The organism is Rhodococcus sp. PBTS 1 (assembly GCF_001620025.1).
GTDB lineage: Bacteria > Actinomycetota > Actinomycetes > Mycobacteriales > Mycobacteriaceae > Rhodococcoides > Rhodococcoides kroppenstedtii.
The window spans coordinates 3,502,042-3,518,337 of record NZ_CP015219.1 but is presented as its reverse complement, the minus strand read 5'-3'; the positions used below and the strand labels follow the sequence as shown (position 1 = coordinate 3,518,337).

General features: G+C 71.8%; 17 protein-coding genes and 1 pseudogene. 15 read left to right on the top strand and 3 right to left on the bottom strand.

Annotation, left to right across the window (positions count from 1 at the left end):
- Nucleotides 1–132 precede the first annotated feature (132 nt).
- On the top strand, nt 133–567 hold the full coding sequence (locus A3Q40_RS16075; protein WP_068103672.1) for a hypothetical protein: 435 nt from the start codon (nt 133–135) through the stop codon (nt 565–567).
- Nucleotides 568–576: 9 nt separating this feature from the next.
- On the opposite strand, the gene A3Q40_RS16070 is transcribed toward A3Q40_RS16075, so the two are convergent.
- A complete protein-coding gene (locus A3Q40_RS16070) occupies nt 577–1,053 on the bottom strand; it encodes a YbaK/EbsC family protein (RefSeq protein WP_068103670.1) in 477 nt (158 codons plus the stop codon).
- A 62-nt stretch (nt 1,054–1,115) separates the two neighbouring features.
- Between A3Q40_RS16070 and A3Q40_RS16065 the strand changes: the two genes are divergently transcribed.
- Entirely contained in the window at nt 1,116–1,964 is an 849-nt protein-coding gene (locus A3Q40_RS16065; protein WP_068103667.1) for a crotonase/enoyl-CoA hydratase family protein, read from the top strand.
- Between the two features lie 35 nt (nt 1,965–1,999).
- Here A3Q40_RS16065 and A3Q40_RS16060 read toward each other — a convergent pair whose 3' ends face one another.
- Together A3Q40_RS16060 and A3Q40_RS16055 are read right to left on the bottom strand one after the other, a co-directional pair.
- The gene (locus tag A3Q40_RS16060; protein WP_068103665.1) at nt 2,000–2,452 is read right to left on the bottom strand and encodes a histidine kinase; all 453 of its coding nucleotides are present in this window, start codon (nt 2,450–2,452) and stop codon (nt 2,000–2,002) included.
- A 165-nt stretch (nt 2,453–2,617) separates the two neighbouring features.
- Nucleotides 2,618–3,109 carry an inorganic diphosphatase gene (locus tag A3Q40_RS16055; protein WP_068106431.1) on the bottom strand — a complete coding sequence of 164 codons (492 nt, stop codon included), beginning with the start codon at nt 3,107–3,109 and terminating at the stop codon, nt 2,618–2,620.
- Nucleotides 3,110–3,269: 160 nt separating this feature from the next.
- Here A3Q40_RS16055 and dacB point away from each other — a divergent pair, with 160 nt between their 5' ends.
- From dacB to A3Q40_RS20525, 13 genes and pseudogenes are all read left to right on the top strand, one after another.
- Nucleotides 3,270–4,649, top strand: coding sequence for a D-alanyl-D-alanine carboxypeptidase/D-alanyl-D-alanine endopeptidase (gene dacB, locus A3Q40_RS16050; protein WP_068103663.1), 1,380 nt, complete (start codon nt 3,270–3,272; stop codon nt 4,647–4,649).
- 52 nt (nt 4,650–4,701) lie between these two features.
- Nucleotides 4,702–5,733, top strand: coding sequence for a zinc-dependent metalloprotease (locus tag A3Q40_RS16045; protein WP_068103661.1), 1,032 nt, complete (start codon nt 4,702–4,704; stop codon nt 5,731–5,733).
- On the top strand, nt 5,730–6,770 hold the full coding sequence (gene tilS / locus A3Q40_RS16040) for a tRNA lysidine(34) synthetase TilS (RefSeq protein ID WP_068106429.1): 1,041 nt from the start codon (nt 5,730–5,732) through the stop codon (nt 6,768–6,770). The genes A3Q40_RS16045 and tilS overlap by 4 nt, the downstream gene beginning before the upstream one ends.
- A gap of 26 nt (nt 6,771–6,796) precedes the next feature.
- A complete protein-coding gene (hpt, locus tag A3Q40_RS16035) occupies nt 6,797–7,351 on the top strand; it encodes a hypoxanthine phosphoribosyltransferase (protein ID WP_068103659.1) in 555 nt (184 codons plus the stop codon).
- Between the two features lies 1 nt (nt 7,352).
- Nucleotides 7,353–8,684, top strand: coding sequence for an amidase (locus A3Q40_RS16030; protein WP_068103657.1), 1,332 nt, complete (start codon nt 7,353–7,355; stop codon nt 8,682–8,684).
- A gap of 20 nt (nt 8,685–8,704) precedes the next feature.
- Nucleotides 8,705–9,196 (top strand): DUF6328 family protein, encoded by a 492-nt coding sequence (locus A3Q40_RS16025; RefSeq protein WP_068103655.1) that lies wholly within the window; start codon nt 8,705–8,707, stop codon nt 9,194–9,196.
- A 186-nt stretch (nt 9,197–9,382) separates the two neighbouring features.
- A pseudogene (gene ftsH, locus A3Q40_RS16020) lies at nt 9,383–11,669 on the top strand (ATP-dependent zinc metalloprotease FtsH); the annotation flags it as partial.
- 637 nt (nt 11,670–12,306) lie between these two features.
- The gene (gene folE, locus A3Q40_RS16015) at nt 12,307–12,894 is read left to right on the top strand and encodes a GTP cyclohydrolase I FolE (RefSeq protein WP_308124999.1); all 588 of its coding nucleotides are present in this window, start codon (nt 12,307–12,309) and stop codon (nt 12,892–12,894) included.
- Between the two features lie 61 nt (nt 12,895–12,955).
- Nucleotides 12,956–13,783 (top strand): dihydropteroate synthase, encoded by an 828-nt coding sequence (gene folP / locus A3Q40_RS16010; protein WP_068106427.1) that lies wholly within the window; start codon nt 12,956–12,958, stop codon nt 13,781–13,783.
- Nucleotides 13,780–14,142 carry a dihydroneopterin aldolase gene (gene folB, locus A3Q40_RS16005; RefSeq protein WP_068103652.1) on the top strand — a complete coding sequence of 121 codons (363 nt, stop codon included), beginning with the start codon at nt 13,780–13,782 and terminating at the stop codon, nt 14,140–14,142. The genes folP and folB overlap by 4 nt, the downstream gene beginning before the upstream one ends.
- The gene (gene folK, locus A3Q40_RS16000) at nt 14,139–14,624 is read left to right on the top strand and encodes a 2-amino-4-hydroxy-6-hydroxymethyldihydropteridine diphosphokinase (RefSeq protein ID WP_068103651.1); all 486 of its coding nucleotides are present in this window, start codon (nt 14,139–14,141) and stop codon (nt 14,622–14,624) included. The genes folB and folK overlap by 4 nt, the downstream gene beginning before the upstream one ends.
- Nucleotides 14,621–15,091, top strand: coding sequence for a DUF3180 family protein (locus A3Q40_RS15995; RefSeq protein WP_068103650.1), 471 nt, complete (start codon nt 14,621–14,623; stop codon nt 15,089–15,091). Before folK ends, A3Q40_RS15995 begins: the two co-directional genes overlap by 4 nt.
- A 62-nt stretch (nt 15,092–15,153) precedes the next feature.
- Complete coding sequence (locus A3Q40_RS20525; RefSeq protein WP_068103648.1) at nt 15,154–16,182, top strand: DUF6779 domain-containing protein; 1,029 nt, start codon at nt 15,154–15,156, stop codon at nt 16,180–16,182.
- Nucleotides 16,183–16,296 lie beyond the last annotated feature (114 nt).

Here is a 16,296-nt window from a genome sequence, read left to right as displayed (position 1 = left end):
AGCATGACGAACGTGATGGGTGACCGGCTCTGGACTCGACGCCATGTCGATCTGTGCCGTGCCACGTCCAGCGCGTGTCGGGCCCGGTGATCGCCCCGGTCTCGCAAGATCCCGCCGTCGACTGGACCCCTCATGACCCTCGTCTTTCTCGAACCCACCCTCGCTCTCGACGTCGTCGAGTCCCCGCACGACGTCACCGGTGACGTTCCCGGCGTCGTCCGCTTCGGTGGCGTCGACCTCTCCACCGCGCAGGCACGCTACCGCCGCCTGCGGACCGAGCACCCCGATGCGCGCATCCTCGTCGACCTCGACGTGCATCTCGCGCACGACGCTCGGACGGCCCGCGGGGAAGTGCTCGCCGCGGCCGTCGCGCCACGCCCGGACACCCTGCGGTACGTGGGAACGCCGGCCGGTCTGGCCGGGTTGATCGCGGACATCGTGGCCGCCGGTGTCGCGGACGGCGTCACCGTGCGTCCCGTTCTCGACCGCGCTCGTGACCGCGTCGTCCGCACCGTCACCACCGAGGTGGCGTCGCTGCTCGACACGCGGACCGCACGCGCGTCCTAGAGATTCGCGTCAGGGACCGACGTCGATGGCGAGACCCGCTGTGATACGCAGCAATTCGCTGTAGGACGTCCGAAAGGTGACGTCGGGGTGCCCGGCGGACGCCCAGAGACGGTCGAACGTCCCGAGTGCCTCGTCGACGAACGTCGGCAGGTTGGTCGGGTGGCCGACGGGGGAGACCGAACCGACGGATTGCCCTGTCGCGTGCCGGATCACGTCCGCCGGCGCGTGCGTCAGGGTGCCGCCGATCCGTGGCCCGGTCGCGTCGAGATCGACGTTGTGGGCGCCGGAGACGAGCAGCAGCACCGGATCGTCGTCGAGGAGATGGACCAGCGACTTGACGACGGCGCCCACGTCGACCCCGTGCGCCGCGGCCACTGCGCGCGCGGTCGGCACGGGTGCGTCGTGGGTGACCAGAACGCCGTGGTGGCCACGGGAGATGAGGACGTCCGCGACGTGCGCGGCGGCGGGGTGCGGAGTCCTGGCCATGACCGAAGAATAGGGCGGAAACCGCTGTCGTGCCCGAAGGTCGGCCGGGCTAGGGTGAGCCGATGACGACCCCCGAGCCCACGCAGCCGAGCACCTCCTGGACCGCGTTCACGGTCGAGACCGCCGACCACGTCGCCACCGTCACCCTCACCGGACCCGGCAAGGGCAACGCGATGGGTCCCGACTTCTGGTCCGAGCTCCCCCTGATCTTCCGTGGCCTCGACGCGGACCCCGACGTGCGGGCCGTCGTCCTCGCCGGATCCGGCCGCAACTTCAGTTACGGACTCGACCTCCCCGCCATGGCAGGCGAATTCGGCGCCGTGCTCGCCGACAAGGCGCAGGCGGGGCCGCGCAGCACCTTCCACGATCTGATCCTGCGGATGCAGGATGCGATCACCGCGGTGGCCGAGTGCCGCAAGCCCGTGATCGCGGCCGTGCAGGGGTGGTGCATCGGCGGTGGGGTGGACCTGATCTCGGCCGCCGACATCCGCTACGCCTCCGCGGACGCTCAGTTCAGCGTGCGTGAGGTCAAGGTGGCGATCGTCGCGGACATGGGCTCCTTCGCCCGCCTGCCCGCGATCATCGGCGACGGGCATCTCCGGGAGCTGGCGCTCACCGGCAAGGACGTCGACGCGGAGTACGCGCGACGTATCGGCCTGGTCAACGACGTGCTGCCCGACGCGGACGCCGTCCTCGCGCATGCGTACGAGACGGCCGCCCAGATCGCCGCGAACCCGCCGCTGGTGGTGCACGGCATCAAGACCGTGCTCGATCACGGTCGTCGCGCCGCTGCCGACGAGTCGCTGCGTTACGTCGCGGCGTGGAACTCGGCGTTCCTGCCGTCGGAGGACCTGACGGAAGCCATCACGGCGGTGTTCGAGAAGCGGCCGCCGCAGTTCCGGGGTGCGTGAGAGCCGGCGCGTCGATCAGAGGGGGAACGACCCGATCAGCGGAAGGCACTCTTCGGGTCGTTCCACAGCTGGTCGGTGAAGTCCTCGAGAACCACGAGCACCACGGAGTCCTCCGCGCGCCGCAGAATGGACTTGCTGGCGCGCACCTGCAGGATGTCGCCCTTGGCATCGGTCATGCGCCACAACGAATCCGCGCGCGTGGCCACCGTGGTCAGGAACGTCTCCGCGATGTTCACGCCGAGCGGCTCGTTGGCCGGGAAGATGTCCTGGAGGTGCAGCGCGTCGTCCGACCGCGGCGTCTGCTCGTCGAAGCCCATGAGCTGATCGAAGGCCTCGTTGGCGAAGACCACGGTGCCGCCGGGCTCGACCGCCAGCACGGGCAGCGGGATCCGGTCCAGCACCACCGACACCGGAAGTGCCGGGAACTGAGCGGGATCGGAGATCCCGGCGGACGACGGGTTGCGACGATCGCCGACAGCTTCGCTCATGGGTACCGCGTCCTTCGTTCTCGCTCGGCTGTCACGGGCGCCGCCCCGCCCCGGCCGGACCGGGGTCGAACGGAGCGATGGTAGCAGCGCACCTCGCCGCCGGGAGGTGACAACGCACCTTCCGGCGGGTGGCGGACACTCGCCTCCCGCCGAGAGGCGAGAGTTCTAGTGCGCGGCGTCGTTCTTCAGTCGTTCGACCGACGCGGTGATCTCGGCTTCGGCCTCCGCGCGGCCGACCCAGTTCGAGCCCGTCACGTGCTTGTTCGGCTCGAGGTCCTTGTAGTGGACGAAGAAGTGCTCGATGGCGTCGAGTTCGAACTGCGAGACGTCGCCGAGGTCCTGGATGTGGTCCCACCGCGGGTCGCCGGCCGGGACGCACAGCACCTTGTCGTCGCCGCCGGCCTCGTCGGTCATCTTGAACATGGCCACGGGGCGGGCCTCGACGATCACGCCGGGGAACACCGATTCCGGCAGGAGAACGAACGCGTCCAGGGGGTCGCCGTCCTCGCCGAGGGTGTCCTCGATGAAGCCGTAGTCCGCCGGGTAGCCCATCGCGGTGTAGAGGTAGCGGTCCAGACGCACTCGTCCGGACTCGTGGTCGACCTCGTACTTGTTGCGCTGACCCTTGGGGATCTCGATGGTCACGTCGAACTTCACGTCCACTGTCCTTTGCTCGGTGGCCACGTACGGTGCACGCAGACAGTAGCGGTCGCGGAACGCCGGGTCGGCCGGAAGGGTCGTTAGGGTGGTCGGGACACCGGGCGACGGCATCCGGACGGGCAGCGTGAGGAGTGACGTGGGCAAGGCCAGAGGCTCGATGCGCTCGCGTCTGCGCAGTCGCTGGGGCATCGCGGCCGTCGTCGTGGTCCTGATCGCCGGCATCGTCGGCGTCGCCGCCGTGACCCCGACGTTCACCGAGCCGGAGTCGCCGGTGGTCGCGGCCCCCGAGCCCGATCCCGTCGTGGCGACCCCGGCGGTCTCGCCCGTCCCCGCCGACGCCCCGCGGCCGAACCCGGCCGCCCTCGCCGCCACGCTGGCCGCGCCGCTCCGCAATCCGGATCTGGGCCGCTTCACCGGGTCGGTCGCGGACGCGATCACCGGCGAGGTGCTGTGGAGCGTCGACCCCGACGCCGCGATGACGCCCGCGTCGACCACCAAGATCCTCACGGCGGCGGCGGCGATGCTCGCGCTGCCGTCCGACCACCGGGTCACCACCAAGGTGGTCCAGGGCGACCGCCCGGGCCAGGTGATCCTGGTCGGGGAGGGCGACCCCACGCTGACGGCGCAGCCGGTCGGCACGCCGGGGTTCTACGACGGCGGCGCCCGTATCGACGATCTCGCGGACCAGATCCGTCGCTCGGGCGCGCAGGTGAGTTCGATCGGGGTCGACCTCGGTGCGTACAGCGGACCGTCGTCGGCCGAGGGGTGGTTTCCCGGCGACGTCGCCGCCGGGTACATCGCACCCATCGAGCCGCTGACGCTCGACGGCGGACGCACGGTCCCGACGGTCGACGAATCTCCTCGCAGCGCCACCCCCGGTCTCGACACCGGACGCGCGCTCGCCCGCGCGCTCGGCCTCGACCCGGCCGTCGTGACCGCCGCATCCGCGCCGAGCGGAGCCGGATCGCTCGCCACCGTGCAGTCCGCTCCGCTGCGCCAGCGGCTCGGTCAGATGCTCGGTTTCTCCGACAACGTGCTGGCCGAGGCGGTCGGACGCGAGGTCGCGGCGGCCGAGGGCGCGCCGGCGTCGTTCGACGGCGCCACCGACGCGGTGCTGGCCACCCTGCGGGACAACGGCGTCGACGTGGCCGGCGTGCGACTCGCCGACACGAGCGGACTGTCGGTGGACAACCGCATCCCTGCGCGCGTGCTGTCGTCGATCGTCACCGCGGCCGCCGGACCGGTGGACGGTCGTACGCACGCCGACGCCCTCCGGCCGATGCTGGACTACCTGCCGGTGGCCGGGGCGACGGGGACGCTCGCCGCGCGCTACGCCTCGGGCGATCGCACCGCGGCGGGGTGGCTGCGGGCCAAGACGGGAACGCTGTCGAATGCCAGTGCGTTGGCCGGGTACGTCGTCGACGAGAGCGGGCGAGTCCTGACGTTCGCGTTGATGTCCAACGACCGACCGCCGGACGTGGGCCGACCGGCCCTGGACGCCGTGGCGTCGACGCTGCGGTCGTGCGGCTGCACGTGAGAGACGCCCCGGTGCCCACCGGGGCCACTCGTGATCGAAAGCAGGTGCCCGGATGGGTGACGCAGGAGTGATCGACTGGGACTTCGCGGCCCGGACCGGCGCTCGACTGGCGCCGCGCGGCCCGCGCACGTCCCGCTACACCGCCGAGGCCGTCCTGGCCGAACTCGCCGACGCCTCCGTGCGCGCCGAGGCCCCCGTGCGGGAGGTCACCGGCCTCGCCGATGGGCTTCCCGTGCCGGCCGCCCGCGTCCTGGATCGGCCGGAGTGGATCGCGGCGGCGTCGTCGTCGATGCGTGAGCTGATGGCCGAACGCAACGGGGACGACGACGGGGACGGGGACCGTTCCTTCCTCGGTGGGAAGCCCGGCGGGCTCCAGGCCGGGGCCATGCTCGCGTTCCTCTCGACGGCCATCCTGGGCCAGTACGACCCCTTCACCGGTCCGAACGGAACGCTGCTCCTGGTGGCGCCCAACGTAGTGGCGGTGGAGCGGGCGCTGCGGGTGCCGCCGTCCGACTTTCGGCTGTGGGTGTGTCTGCACGAGGTCACCCACCGGGTGCAGTTCTCGTCCTCGCCGTGGCTCGCGGGGTACATGAAGGAGTGCGTGAGCACACTCGGCGACGGCGCGGACGAGCCGCTGTCCGCGGTGGTGTCCCGCCTGTCCGAGGCGCTGCGGAACCGGGACGAGCCGACCGACGGCATCGTCGGCCTGCTCCGGGCCACACAGGCGCCCGCCCAGCGTGAGGCCCTCGACCGGTTGCTCATGCTGGGGACGCTGCTCGAAGGGCACGCCGACCACGTGATGGACGCCGTCGGGCCGACCGTGGTGCCGTCCGTGGGTCGGATCCGAGAAGCGTTCGACGCCAGGCGAACCCGGAAGCAGAACCCCGTGCAGCGGATCCTGCGCGCGCTGCTCGGCATGGACGCGAAGATGGCGCAGTACGTGCGCGGCAAGGCCTTCGTCGACGCCGTCGTGGGGCAGGTGGGCATGGCGCAGTTCAACGCCGTGTGGACCGACGCGGAGACGCTGCCGCGCACCGACGAGATCGAGGCTCCCGAGCGGTGGACCGCGCGCGTCCTCGGATGAGATTCCCGGAAACCCCTGCGCTGCAGCGGGTTCGGCTCGCCGTGCGGGGGTGGCGCACGGAGGTCTCGGGTCTCGACCTCGTCGTGGTCGGCTGTTCCGGCGGTGCGGATTCGACGGCGCTGGTGGCCGGCTGCTGCGCGGAAGGAATGACGGTGCGCGCCGTGGTGGTCGATCACGGGCTGCAAGCAGGATCCGCGGACGTGGCTGCCGGCGCCGCCACGCACGCCGAGACGCTGGGCGCGGCGGCGACCGTGGTCCGTGCCGACGTGGCCGGCCCGGGTGGTGTCGAGGCGGCGGCACGCCGGGCGCGACAGGCGGCGTTGCTGGCGGAGGCCGACGGCAGACCGATCCTGCTGGGCCACACGCTCGACGACCAGGCGGAGACGGTCCTGCTCGGACTCGGCCGGGGCGCCGGCGCCGGATCGCTGCAGGCGATGGCCGCGTGGTCCGAGCCCTGGGGCCGGCCGCTTCTCGGCGTCCGCCGGGCCGACACGCTGGCGGCCTGCGCGGACCTCGGGATCGAGCCCTGGGCCGACCCGCACAACGCCGATCCCCGCTTCGCTCGGGTGCGCGTCCGGACCGAGGTCCTGCCCCTGCTCGAGGAGGTCCTGCAGGGCGGGGTCGCCGACGCGTTGGCGCGGACCGCACGGCGCCTGCGGGAGGACGAGGAGGTTCTGGCCGCGTCGGCCACGGAGCTTCTCACGCGGGCCCGCCGCGCGTCGGCTCTCGACGCCGAGACTCTCGCGGGCGCCCCCGTCGCCGTGCGCCGACGCGCGCTCCTGGCGTGGTTGCGCGACCGTGGTGCGGACGTGCGGACCGACGCCACCCTGCGCGCGGTCGACGATCTCGTCGTCCGCTGGCGGGGCCAGGGGGCGGTCGCCCTCGCCGAACCGCCCGGTACGCGCCCGGAACTCGGGGGCGGACGGTTGGTCGCGGTCCGCCGACATGGCAAGCTCGAGGTGGCCGGACACTCGCGCGACGGGCGTCCGCTCGACCCGCTCGATTCACCGGCACCTGACGGACCTGAACAACACTGACGGCGCGACCGAAGGGACACCCACCCGTGTACGAGGGCGACATCGCATCGATCCTGATCTCCCGCGAGGAGATCGACAAGCGTATCGCCGAGCTGGCCGAGGAGATCGCCGCTCGCTACCCGGTGGGAGCGCCCGAGGGCGATCTCCTGCTCGTCGGCGTCCTCAAGGGCGCCATCATGTTCATGACGGATTTCGCACGCGCACTGCCGATTCCGAGTCAGCTCGAGTTCATGGCCGTCAGCTCCTACGGCTCGTCGACGTCGTCGTCCGGCGTGGTCCGCATCCTCAAGGACCTCGACCGCGACATCGCCGGACGGCACGTGCTCATCGTCGAGGACATCATCGACTCCGGCCTCACCCTGTCGTGGCTGATGAAGAACCTCGCCACCCGCCAGCCCGCGTCGCTCCAGGTGGTGACGCTGCTGCGCAAGCCCGAGGCGGTGAAGGTGGACGTCGAGGTGGCCAACGTCGGCTTCGACATCCCCGACGAGTTCGTCGTCGGCTACGGCCTGGACTACGACGAGCGTTACCGCGACCTGCCCTACATCGGCACGCTCTCCCCGCACGTCTACGGCGGCTGACGTGCGCACCGCCACCGCGATCGCCGAGGACGTCCGAGCGGGGCGGATCCAGCCCGCCGCGGTCGCCCGGGAATCGCTCGACCGCATCGCCGCGGCCGCGCACCTGAACGCCTTCGCCGTCGTCCGTCCGGACGAGGTGCTGCGCGAGGCCGACGCCGTCGCCACCCGCGCGGACCTCGCGACACTTCCGCTTGCGGGCGTGCCCGTCGCGGTGAAGGACAACGTGCCCGTCGCCGGTTATCCGATGCGGACCGGGTCGCGGGCGACGCCCACCACTCCGTCGACCGTCGACCACGCCGTCGTCACGCGGTTGCGCGACGCCGGCGCTGTCGTGATCGGGCTGACGACCGTGCCGGAACTGTGCCTGTGGGCCGCCACCGACGGTGCCGACGGCATCACCCGCAATCCGTGGAACACCGACCTCACCGCGGGCGGCTCGTCCGGCGGCGCGGCGGCGGCCGTCGCGGCGGGACTGGTTCCGATCGCTCACGGCAACGACGGACTCGGGTCCATCCGGATTCCGTCCGCCGACTGCGGTCTGGTGGGCATCAAGCCGGGCCGCGGTGTGGTGCCGTCGAACCTGGGCGCGAACTCGTGGTTCGGCATGGCCGAGAACGGTCCGTTGGCGACAACGGTCGCCGACGCCGCCCTCGCCCTGTCGGTGATGGCGGGGGACCGGTTCCTGGCCGTCGTCGGTGCTCCCCGCTCGCTGCGCGTCGGCCTCGCGCTGGGGTCGCCGTCGCCCGTCGTCCGGATCGACGGTGCCTTCCGGCAGGCCGCCCGGGACACCGCGGACGCGCTCGCCGGGTGCGGCCACCGCGTCGAGTCCGCCGAGCTGCCGTACCCCGCGAGCCCGGTGGGCCAACTGGCGCGCTGGACCGCGGGCGCGGCGGCCGATGCCGCCGGCCTGGACCGATCGGCGTTGCAGAAGCGCACGCGTCGTCACGTCGCCGCCGGCCGATTCGGTCGGCGCTGGGTGCGGTCGTCGCAGATCGACGCGCTGGAGAGGCGCGCGACGGCCTACTTCGCCGACGTCGACGTGGTGGTGACGCCGATGCTCGCGCAGCCGCCCATCGCCGCCGACCGGTGGAGCGAGAAGAGCTGGGTGAGCAACCTGGCGGCCAACATCCGGTACGCGCCGTTCGCGGCGCTGTGGAACCTGCTGGGCTGGCCGGCCCTGAGCGTGCCGGTGCCGGGGACGCATCCTCGTTCCGGGACTCCGCTGGCGGCGCAGATCGCCGGACCGCCCGGATCCGAATCGGTGTTGTTGTCGCTCGCCGCTCAGCTCGAACGCGAGCGACCCTGGACGCGGACGGCCACCGACCGCACCTGACGGGGCGGAAGGGGACACCGTTGACGGACGACGACGATCACGTCGAGTGGAACCGCGAGGTGCGCGGCGAGACCCCGACGCAGCAGCTCGATCGCAACTGGCTCGCGCTGCTCCAGGAGCTGCGCGTGGTGCAGACGGGTGTGCAACTGCTCACCGGCTTCCTGCTGACTCTGCCGTTCCAGGGTCGGTTCCCCGACCTCTCCACCGTCGGTCACGCCGTCTACCTGGTCACGGTGTCGGCGTCCACGATGGCGACGATCCTCCTGGTGGCGCCGGTGGGGATGCACCGTCTGCTGTTCCGGCAGCGCGCGATCGGTGTCCTGGTCACCACGGGAAACCGCCTCGCGATCGGCGGCATCGCGATGCTCGGAGTGACGCTGGTCGGCGCCGCCGCCCTGACGTTCGAGATCGTCGTCGGTGAGCTCGCGTCGCTCGTCGCCGCGGCGGTGGTGGCGACGCTGCTGGTCGGCTTCTGGTACGTGCTGCCGCGCGCGAATCGCCCGCGTTCCTGACCACGGCCCGCCGCGCACGGGGAACCATCGCCGGTCCGTCGTCGTTGGGCCGATTGTGTGCATCGGCGGGCAGGACCACCTTCGCGGTAACCTGACCCTTTCCGGTGTGGTGTCGGGAAGAGGGTGTGCCCGGCCCCGAACCACGCACGAGACGACGAGCCCGACGGCCCCAGAAGGCGACGCTGTATGAACCGCAAGACCCTGTTCCGCAACCTGGCGATCGTCGCCGCCATCCTGTTGGTGATCTTCGCCTTCAGCTACTTCGGCGACGACACGCGGGGGTGGACGCGCGTGGACACCTCCACCGCGGTGTCCCAGCTGGACGACCGGAACGTGAAGACCGCCCAGATCGACGACCGCGAGCAGCAGGTCCGTCTGGAGCTGAACCAGGGCAACGACGCCACCGAGGGCCAGACGCAGATCATCGCGCAGTATCCCGATTCGGTGGCCGGTCAGATCTACGAGAAGGTCGCGGCGTCCGGCGCCGAGAGCTTCGACACCCGCGTCACCCGCGACAGCTGGTTCAGCTCGATCCTGTTGTTCCTGCTGCCGATGATCATCCTGCTCGGCCTGTTCGTCTTCGTGATGGCGCGTATGCAGGGCGGTGGCCGCGGCGGCGCACTGGGATTCGGCAAGTCCAAGGCCAAGCAACTCACCAAGGACATGCCGAAGACGACGTTCGCCGACGTCGCGGGCTCCGACGAGGCGGTCGAGGAGCTCTACGAGATCAAGGACTTCCTGCAGAACCCGGTCCGGTACCAGTCGCTGGGCGCGAAGATCCCTCGCGGCGTGCTGCTCTACGGCCCGCCCGGCACCGGTAAGACGCTGCTCGCGCGCGCCGTGGCCGGCGAAGCGGGCGTGCCGTTCTTCACCATCTCCGGCTCGGACTTCGTCGAGATGTTCGTCGGTGTCGGCGCCTCCCGCGTGCGCGACCTGTTCGAGCAGGCCAAGCAGAACAGCCCCTGCATCATCTTCGTGGACGAGATCGACGCCGTGGGTCGCCAGCGTGGTGCGGGCCTCGGCGGCGGTCACGACGAACGCGAGCAGACCCTCAACCAGCTGCTCGTCGAGATGGACGGCTTCGGTGACCGCACCGGCGTCATCCTCATCGCGGCGACCAACCGTCCCGACATCCTCGACCCCGCGCTGCTGCGTCCCGGCCGCTTCGACCGGCAGATTCCCGTCGGCGCTCCCGATCTCGCCGGCCGTCGCGCCATCCTGGCGGTGCATTCCAAGGGCAAGCCGATCGCTCAGAACGCCGACCTCGAGGGTCTGGCCAAGCGCACCGTCGGCATGTCCGGCGCCGACCTCGCGAACGTCATCAACGAGGCCGCGCTGCTCACCGCCCGTGAGAACGGCACGGTCATCACCGAGGCCGCGCTCGAGGAGTCGGTGGACCGCGTCATCGGCGGGCCGCGCCGCAAGAGCCGCATCATCAGCGAGCACGAGCGCAAGATCACCGCGTACCACGAGGGCGGCCACACGCTCGCCGCCTGGGCGATGCCCGACATCGAGCCGATCTACAAGGTCACCATCCTCGCTCGCGGCCGCACCGGCGGCCACGCGATGACGGTGCCGGAGGACGACAAGGGCCTGATGACCCGGTCCGAGATGATCGCGCGCCTGGTGATGGCCATGGGCGGACGCGCCGCGGAAGAGCTGGTGTTCCACGAGCCCACCACGGGCGCGTCGTCGGACATCGACCAGGCCACCAAGATCGCCCGCGCGATGGTCACCGAATACGGCATGAGCAGCAAGCTCGGCGCCGTCCGGTACGGCCAGGAACAGGGCGACCCGTTCCTCGGTCGGTCGATGGGACAGCAGTCCGACTACTCGCACGAGGTGGCCCGCGAGATCGACGGCGAGGTGCGGAACCTCATCGAGGCCGCCCACACCGAGGCGTGGTCCATCCTGAACGAGTACCGCGACATCCTCGACGAACTCGCCACGCAGCTGCTCGAACGCGAGACGCTGACCCGCAAGGATCTCGAGCAGATCTTCACGGGCGTCGAGAAGCGGCCCCGCATCACCACCTTCAACGACTTCGGTGATCGCACGCCGTCCACCAAGCCGCCCGTGAAGACGCCGCGCGAACTCGCCGCCGAGCGCGGCGAGCCGTGGCCGCCGGTGTCCGTGGTCAAGGAGCCCAGCCTGGTCGGGTCCGGCCGGGACGACGCTTCCGCAGGATGGAACGACGCCTCCGCAGGATGGAACGGCGGCAACGGCAACGGTGGCGCCCCCCACGGCAGCGCGCCCAACGGAAACACCCCCTCGAACGGGAGCGCGCCGTACGGCGGCACCTCGAACGGTGGCGGCAACCAGCACGGATCGGGTCAGAACGGTCCGCGCGGCTGGAGCGACGGGCGGAACGTCACCGGCGGTGGCGCCCACCGCGGAGGCCGTCCCGGGATGTCGGTGCCCGATTACGGCGCTCCCGCCGGCTGGTCCGCCCCCGGGTGGCCGCCTCGGGAGGACGACGTCCCGCGCTACCCGGGCCAGTACGGGCCGGGCGCCGGCGAGCCGCAGGGGTACGGACAGCCGCAGGGGTACGGCCAGCCGCAGGGATACGGGCAGCCGCAGGGGTACGGGCAGCCGCAGGGATACGGGCAGCCGCAGGGCTACGGGCAGCCGCAGGGCTACGGGCAACCGCAGGGCTACGGCCAGCCGCAGGGCTACGGACAACCGCAGGGCGAGCCCCAGCCGTACCAGGAGCCCCAGCCCTACCGCGAGCCGCAGGCCGAGCCGGAGCCCTACCGCGAGCCGCAGGTGGAGCCCGTGCCGTATCCCGAGCCGTACGGTCAGGGCGATCCGCAGCCCGAGGGTCGGTACTCTCCGCCCGGTGAGGCCGGCTCGGACGTGCCCGGCACCGAACCGCCGTCCACACCGCCGCCGACCCAGCGGTGGGAGGGTCCGGACTCCCGCTAGAGTCTGGCCGTCGCCACCGGTGGCGACGCAGGTGTTGTCGCTCGACACGTCGACGTCCGCTCGACGTTCTCCGCCGCAGCGGCGGTGCCGTCCCCTAGGGCGGCGCCGCCAGCGCCCGTAGTGCCTCATCGGAAGGGGCCGAAACCGTGTCTCTCAGTCGTGTCGACGAGTCCTACGATCAGCCGGTGTCCGTCTCCAACGGGCGCCCGTTCGATCGCGAACGCGCCGAGGCCGCCGTCCGTGAACTGCTGCTCGCCGTGGGCGAGGATCCCGACCGGGAGGGTCTGAAGGACACTCCCGCGCGGGTGGCGCGGGCCTACGCGGAGGTGTTCGGGGGACTGTTCGTCGACCCGGACTCGGTGCTGGACACCACCTTCGACGAGTCCCACCGCGAACTGGTGTTGGTGCGGGACATCCCGATGTACTCCACCTGCGAGCACCACCTGGTCTCGTTTCACGGCGTGGCACACGTCGGCTACATCCCCGGGCCCTCCGGACGGGTGACCGGGCTGTCCAAGCTCGCCCGCGTGGTCGATCTCTACGCGAAGCGTCCCCAGGTGCAGGAACGGCTCACCACCCAGGTGGCGGATGCACTGATGCGCAAGCTCGAGCCGCGCGGCGTGATCGTCGTGATGGAGGCGGAACACCTCTGCATGGCGATGCGCGGCATCCGCAAGCCCGGCGCACGGACCACCACCTCCGCCGTGCGCGGTGTGTTCCAGTCCAGTGCGGTGTCCCGATCCGAGGCGTTGGACCTCATTCTGCGTGGATAGTGCTGCCGTGACCGATCCCGCGCCGGCGACGTCCGCCCGATCCGGCCGCCCGCCCGTCGTGATGGGGGTGGTCAACGTGACCACCGATTCGTTCTCCGACGGTGGCCGTTTTCTCGACGTCGAGCGCGCCGTCGCGCGCGGGATCGAGTTGATCGACGAGGGCGCCGACATCGTCGACGTCGGTGGGGAGTCGACACGTCCGGGTGCGGATCGCGTCGAACCCGCCGTCGAGACGGCGCGCGTCGTCCCCGTGGTGCGGGCGCTGGCGGAGCGCGGCGTGGCGGTCAGTGTCGACACGATGCGGGCGTCGGTCGCCGCCGCGGCGGTCGAGGCCGGGGCGAGCTGGATCAACGACGTCTCCGCGGGACTCGCCGACCCGGCGATGTCGCGCACGGTCGCCGACGCCGGCGTCGGGTGGATGCTCATGCACTGGTCGGCCACCCCGGACTGGACGCACCGCCCCGGATCGCCGAGCGCGCAGGAGTACGGCGACATCGTCGACGACGTGCGGACGGGATTGCTTCGCCAGGTGGACGCCGCCGTCGACGCGGGCGTGAGCGAGGACCGGATCGTGCTCGATCCCGGCCTCGGCTTCGCCAAGAACGCCGACCACAACTGGGCGTTGCTGCGTGGACTCGCTCGCCTGGTCGACACCGGGCTCCCGGTCCTGGTGGGCGCGTCGCGCAAGCGGTTCCTCGGCACCCTTCTGGCCCGCGACGGGGTGCCCCGCCCGCCGGGCGAACGCGACGTCGCGACGGCGGCGATCTCGGTCCTCGCGGCCTCGGCCGGTGCCTGGGGTGTGCGGGTGCACGACGTCCGCAGCACGGTCGACGCCCTCGCCGTTCACCACCGGTGGACGGCTTCCGACGACGACGGAGGACACCCGTGACCGACCGCATCGAACTCCGCGGGCTGACGGTTCGCGGCCACCACGGAGTCTTCGAGCACGAGCGTCGCGACGGCCAGGACTTCGTCGTCGATCTCGTCGTGCATCTCGATCTCGGACCCGCGGCCGCGTCGGACGATCTCACCGACACCCTGCACTACGGCGAGCTGGCCGAGGCGGCGGCCGCCGTGATCGCCGGCCCGCCGCGCGATCTCATCGAGACCGTGGCGGGCGAGATCGCCGACGGCGTGCTCACCGATTCGCGGGTGTCGCGCGTCGAGGTCACCGTGCACAAGCCGTCTGCCCCGATCCCGCTCACCTTCGCCGACGTCGCCGTCGTGGTGACGCGCGAGCGACCGTGAGCCGCGTCGTGCTGTCGCTCGGGAGCAACCTGGGCGACTCGCGATCGTTGCTCGGTGCCGCCGTCGACGGACTCGGCGACACCGTCGTCGCCGTCTCACCCACGTACGCGACGCCGCCCTGGGGCGGCGTCGAGCAGGACGATTTCCTGAACCTCGTCGTGGTGGCGGAGGACGCCGACGCCGACGCGCGGGAATGGCTGCTGCGGGCCCAGCGGCTCGAGCAGGTCGCCGAGCGCATCCGTGCGGAGCGGTGGGGGCCGCGCACGCTCGACGTCGACGTGATCGTGTGCGACGACGTCGTCAGCGACGATCCCGACCTCACCCTGCCGCACCCCCGCGCTCACCTGCGGGCCTTCGTACTGCGGCCGTGGCTCGACGTCGACCCCGACGCCGTCCTCGGCGGGGTGCCGGTCCGTGATCATCTGGCCGCGCTGAGTCCCGCCGACCGGGACGGTGTCCGACGCGTGGACGCCGTGCGATGACGGCGACCCGACTCCGCGACCTCGCGGTGATCGCTGTCACCGCGGCCGTCGCCGCATGGCTGTTGATCCGGACGTTCTACGGCACCGTCCCGCCGATCTCTCCCTTCGCGGGGGCGTCGCTCTATCCGGTGGCGGTCGTGCTGGTGGTGGTCGGCGTCGTCGTGCGATCGCGGTTGCGCTCGCGACGGATCGGGCCGGGGCCCGGGCAGTTGCATCCGATCACGGTCGCGCGGGCTGCGGCGTTGGCCAAGGCCGCAGCGTTGGTGGGCGCCGCCGCTGCCGGGGTCTGGGCCGGTGTCCTGGTCCACCTCGTGCCGCTGCGCGGGGTTCTGCGGGCCGCGAGCGAGGACCTGCCGGGCGTCGTCGTCGGAGCCGTCGCCGGTGTCGTGACCGTGGGCGCCGCATTGTGGGTCGAGCACTGCTGCCGCACACCCGACGAACCCGGTGACGATCCCGCCCCGTCCTGACCTCGTCGTTCCGGGCGGGTTGGTGACAGGCAACAGACCTCGCTGCCGTTACCCTGGAACACATGACGGAGACCGGGCGTGGCAAGGCGAACCGTCGCACGAAACGTGGCGGCGATCACACCGTTCTCGCTGGTCTGGTGCTTCTCGGCGTCGTCGCGAGCGTGGTGCTGATCCTCAGCGACAGCGTTCCGCTGCTGCGGGTCGGCATCGTGGCCGCGCTCTGGGCGGCCATCGTCGGCGCCTTCGCGATGACCAAGTATCGACGCGATGCCGCGGCCGATCGCATGAAGGCCCGTGACCTCCAGACCGTCTACGAACTCCAGCTCGAGCGCGAGATCGCGGCGCGGCGCGAGTACGAACTGGGCGTCGAGAACCGGGTGCGTGCCGAGGTCGGGGAGAGCTCGGACGAGGTGCGCGCGTTGCGGGCCGAACTCGTCGCGCTGCGTCGCAGCCTCGAGATGCTGTTCGACGGGGACCTGCCGGACGATCGCGCGGCCCTCGCCGAAGCACATCGGATGCGCGAGATCGCCGACCGCGCGCACGGATACGAGGCCGCTCCGTCCGGCCTGTACGTCCCCGGGAACTCGCGGGGCCGTGCGCCCGCCTACAGCCCGGAGCCGTCGTACGGACACGCCGGGTTCGCGGGACCGTTCGACGATCCGGTGACCGCCGAGACCTCGATCATCGGCGGCGAGTTCGACGCCGACGGCACCTTCCGCCCGGCCCCGGTGCGCCCCGCCGTCGCCGCAGAGACCGTGCCGGCGCCGCCCGAACCCGCCCCGCTGCCCGATCCCGAGCCGACACCGGTTCCGGAGCCCGAGCCCACACCGGTCCCGGAGCCCGAGCCGGTGCCCGAGCCCACGCCGGAGCCGCAACCCGAGCCCGCACCGGAGCCGAACCCGATTCCGGACGTCGCCCCGCCCCCGCGCGTGGCGCGCAGCGTGCCCACCGACGAGCAGGCCCCCGCAGCCGAGGATCCGCGACCCGGGTCCCACAGCCAGGGACGGTCGGTGGCGGAAATCCTCGCCGCGGTGGGGTCGGCGGACACGGCGTCGGGTGGGGGTCGGCGCCGCCGTCGCGCCGCCGACTGATTGAGCACCGTCGCGACGCCGACTGATTGAGCACCGTCGCGCCGCCGACTGAGCCGATACCGTCGCGCCGCCGACCGATCGGGCATGTGACGTGCATCGCATGGCGTCCGTGCG

Coding starts and splice junctions, on each gene's coding strand:
- A3Q40_RS15995 (WP_068103650.1), top strand. CDS start 14,621: ATGACGGCGACCCGACTCCGCGACCTCGCGGTGATCGCTGTCACCGCG.
- A3Q40_RS16075 (WP_068103672.1), top strand. CDS start 133: ATGACCCTCGTCTTTCTCGAACCCACCCTCGCTCTCGACGTCGTCGAG.
- dacB (WP_068103663.1), top strand. CDS start 3,270: ATGCGCTCGCGTCTGCGCAGTCGCTGGGGCATCGCGGCCGTCGTCGTG.
- A3Q40_RS16070 (WP_068103670.1), bottom strand. CDS start 1,053: ATGGCCAGGACTCCGCACCCCGCCGCCGCGCACGTCGCGGACGTCCTC.
- tilS (WP_068106429.1), top strand. CDS start 5,730: ATGAGATTCCCGGAAACCCCTGCGCTGCAGCGGGTTCGGCTCGCCGTG.
- A3Q40_RS16065 (WP_068103667.1), top strand. CDS start 1,116: ATGACGACCCCCGAGCCCACGCAGCCGAGCACCTCCTGGACCGCGTTC.
- A3Q40_RS16060 (WP_068103665.1), bottom strand. CDS start 2,452: ATGAGCGAAGCTGTCGGCGATCGTCGCAACCCGTCGTCCGCCGGGATC.
- folP (WP_068106427.1), top strand. CDS start 12,956: ATGGGGGTGGTCAACGTGACCACCGATTCGTTCTCCGACGGTGGCCGT.
- A3Q40_RS16045 (WP_068103661.1), top strand. CDS start 4,702: ATGGGTGACGCAGGAGTGATCGACTGGGACTTCGCGGCCCGGACCGGC.
- A3Q40_RS20525 (WP_068103648.1), top strand. CDS start 15,154: ATGACGGAGACCGGGCGTGGCAAGGCGAACCGTCGCACGAAACGTGGC.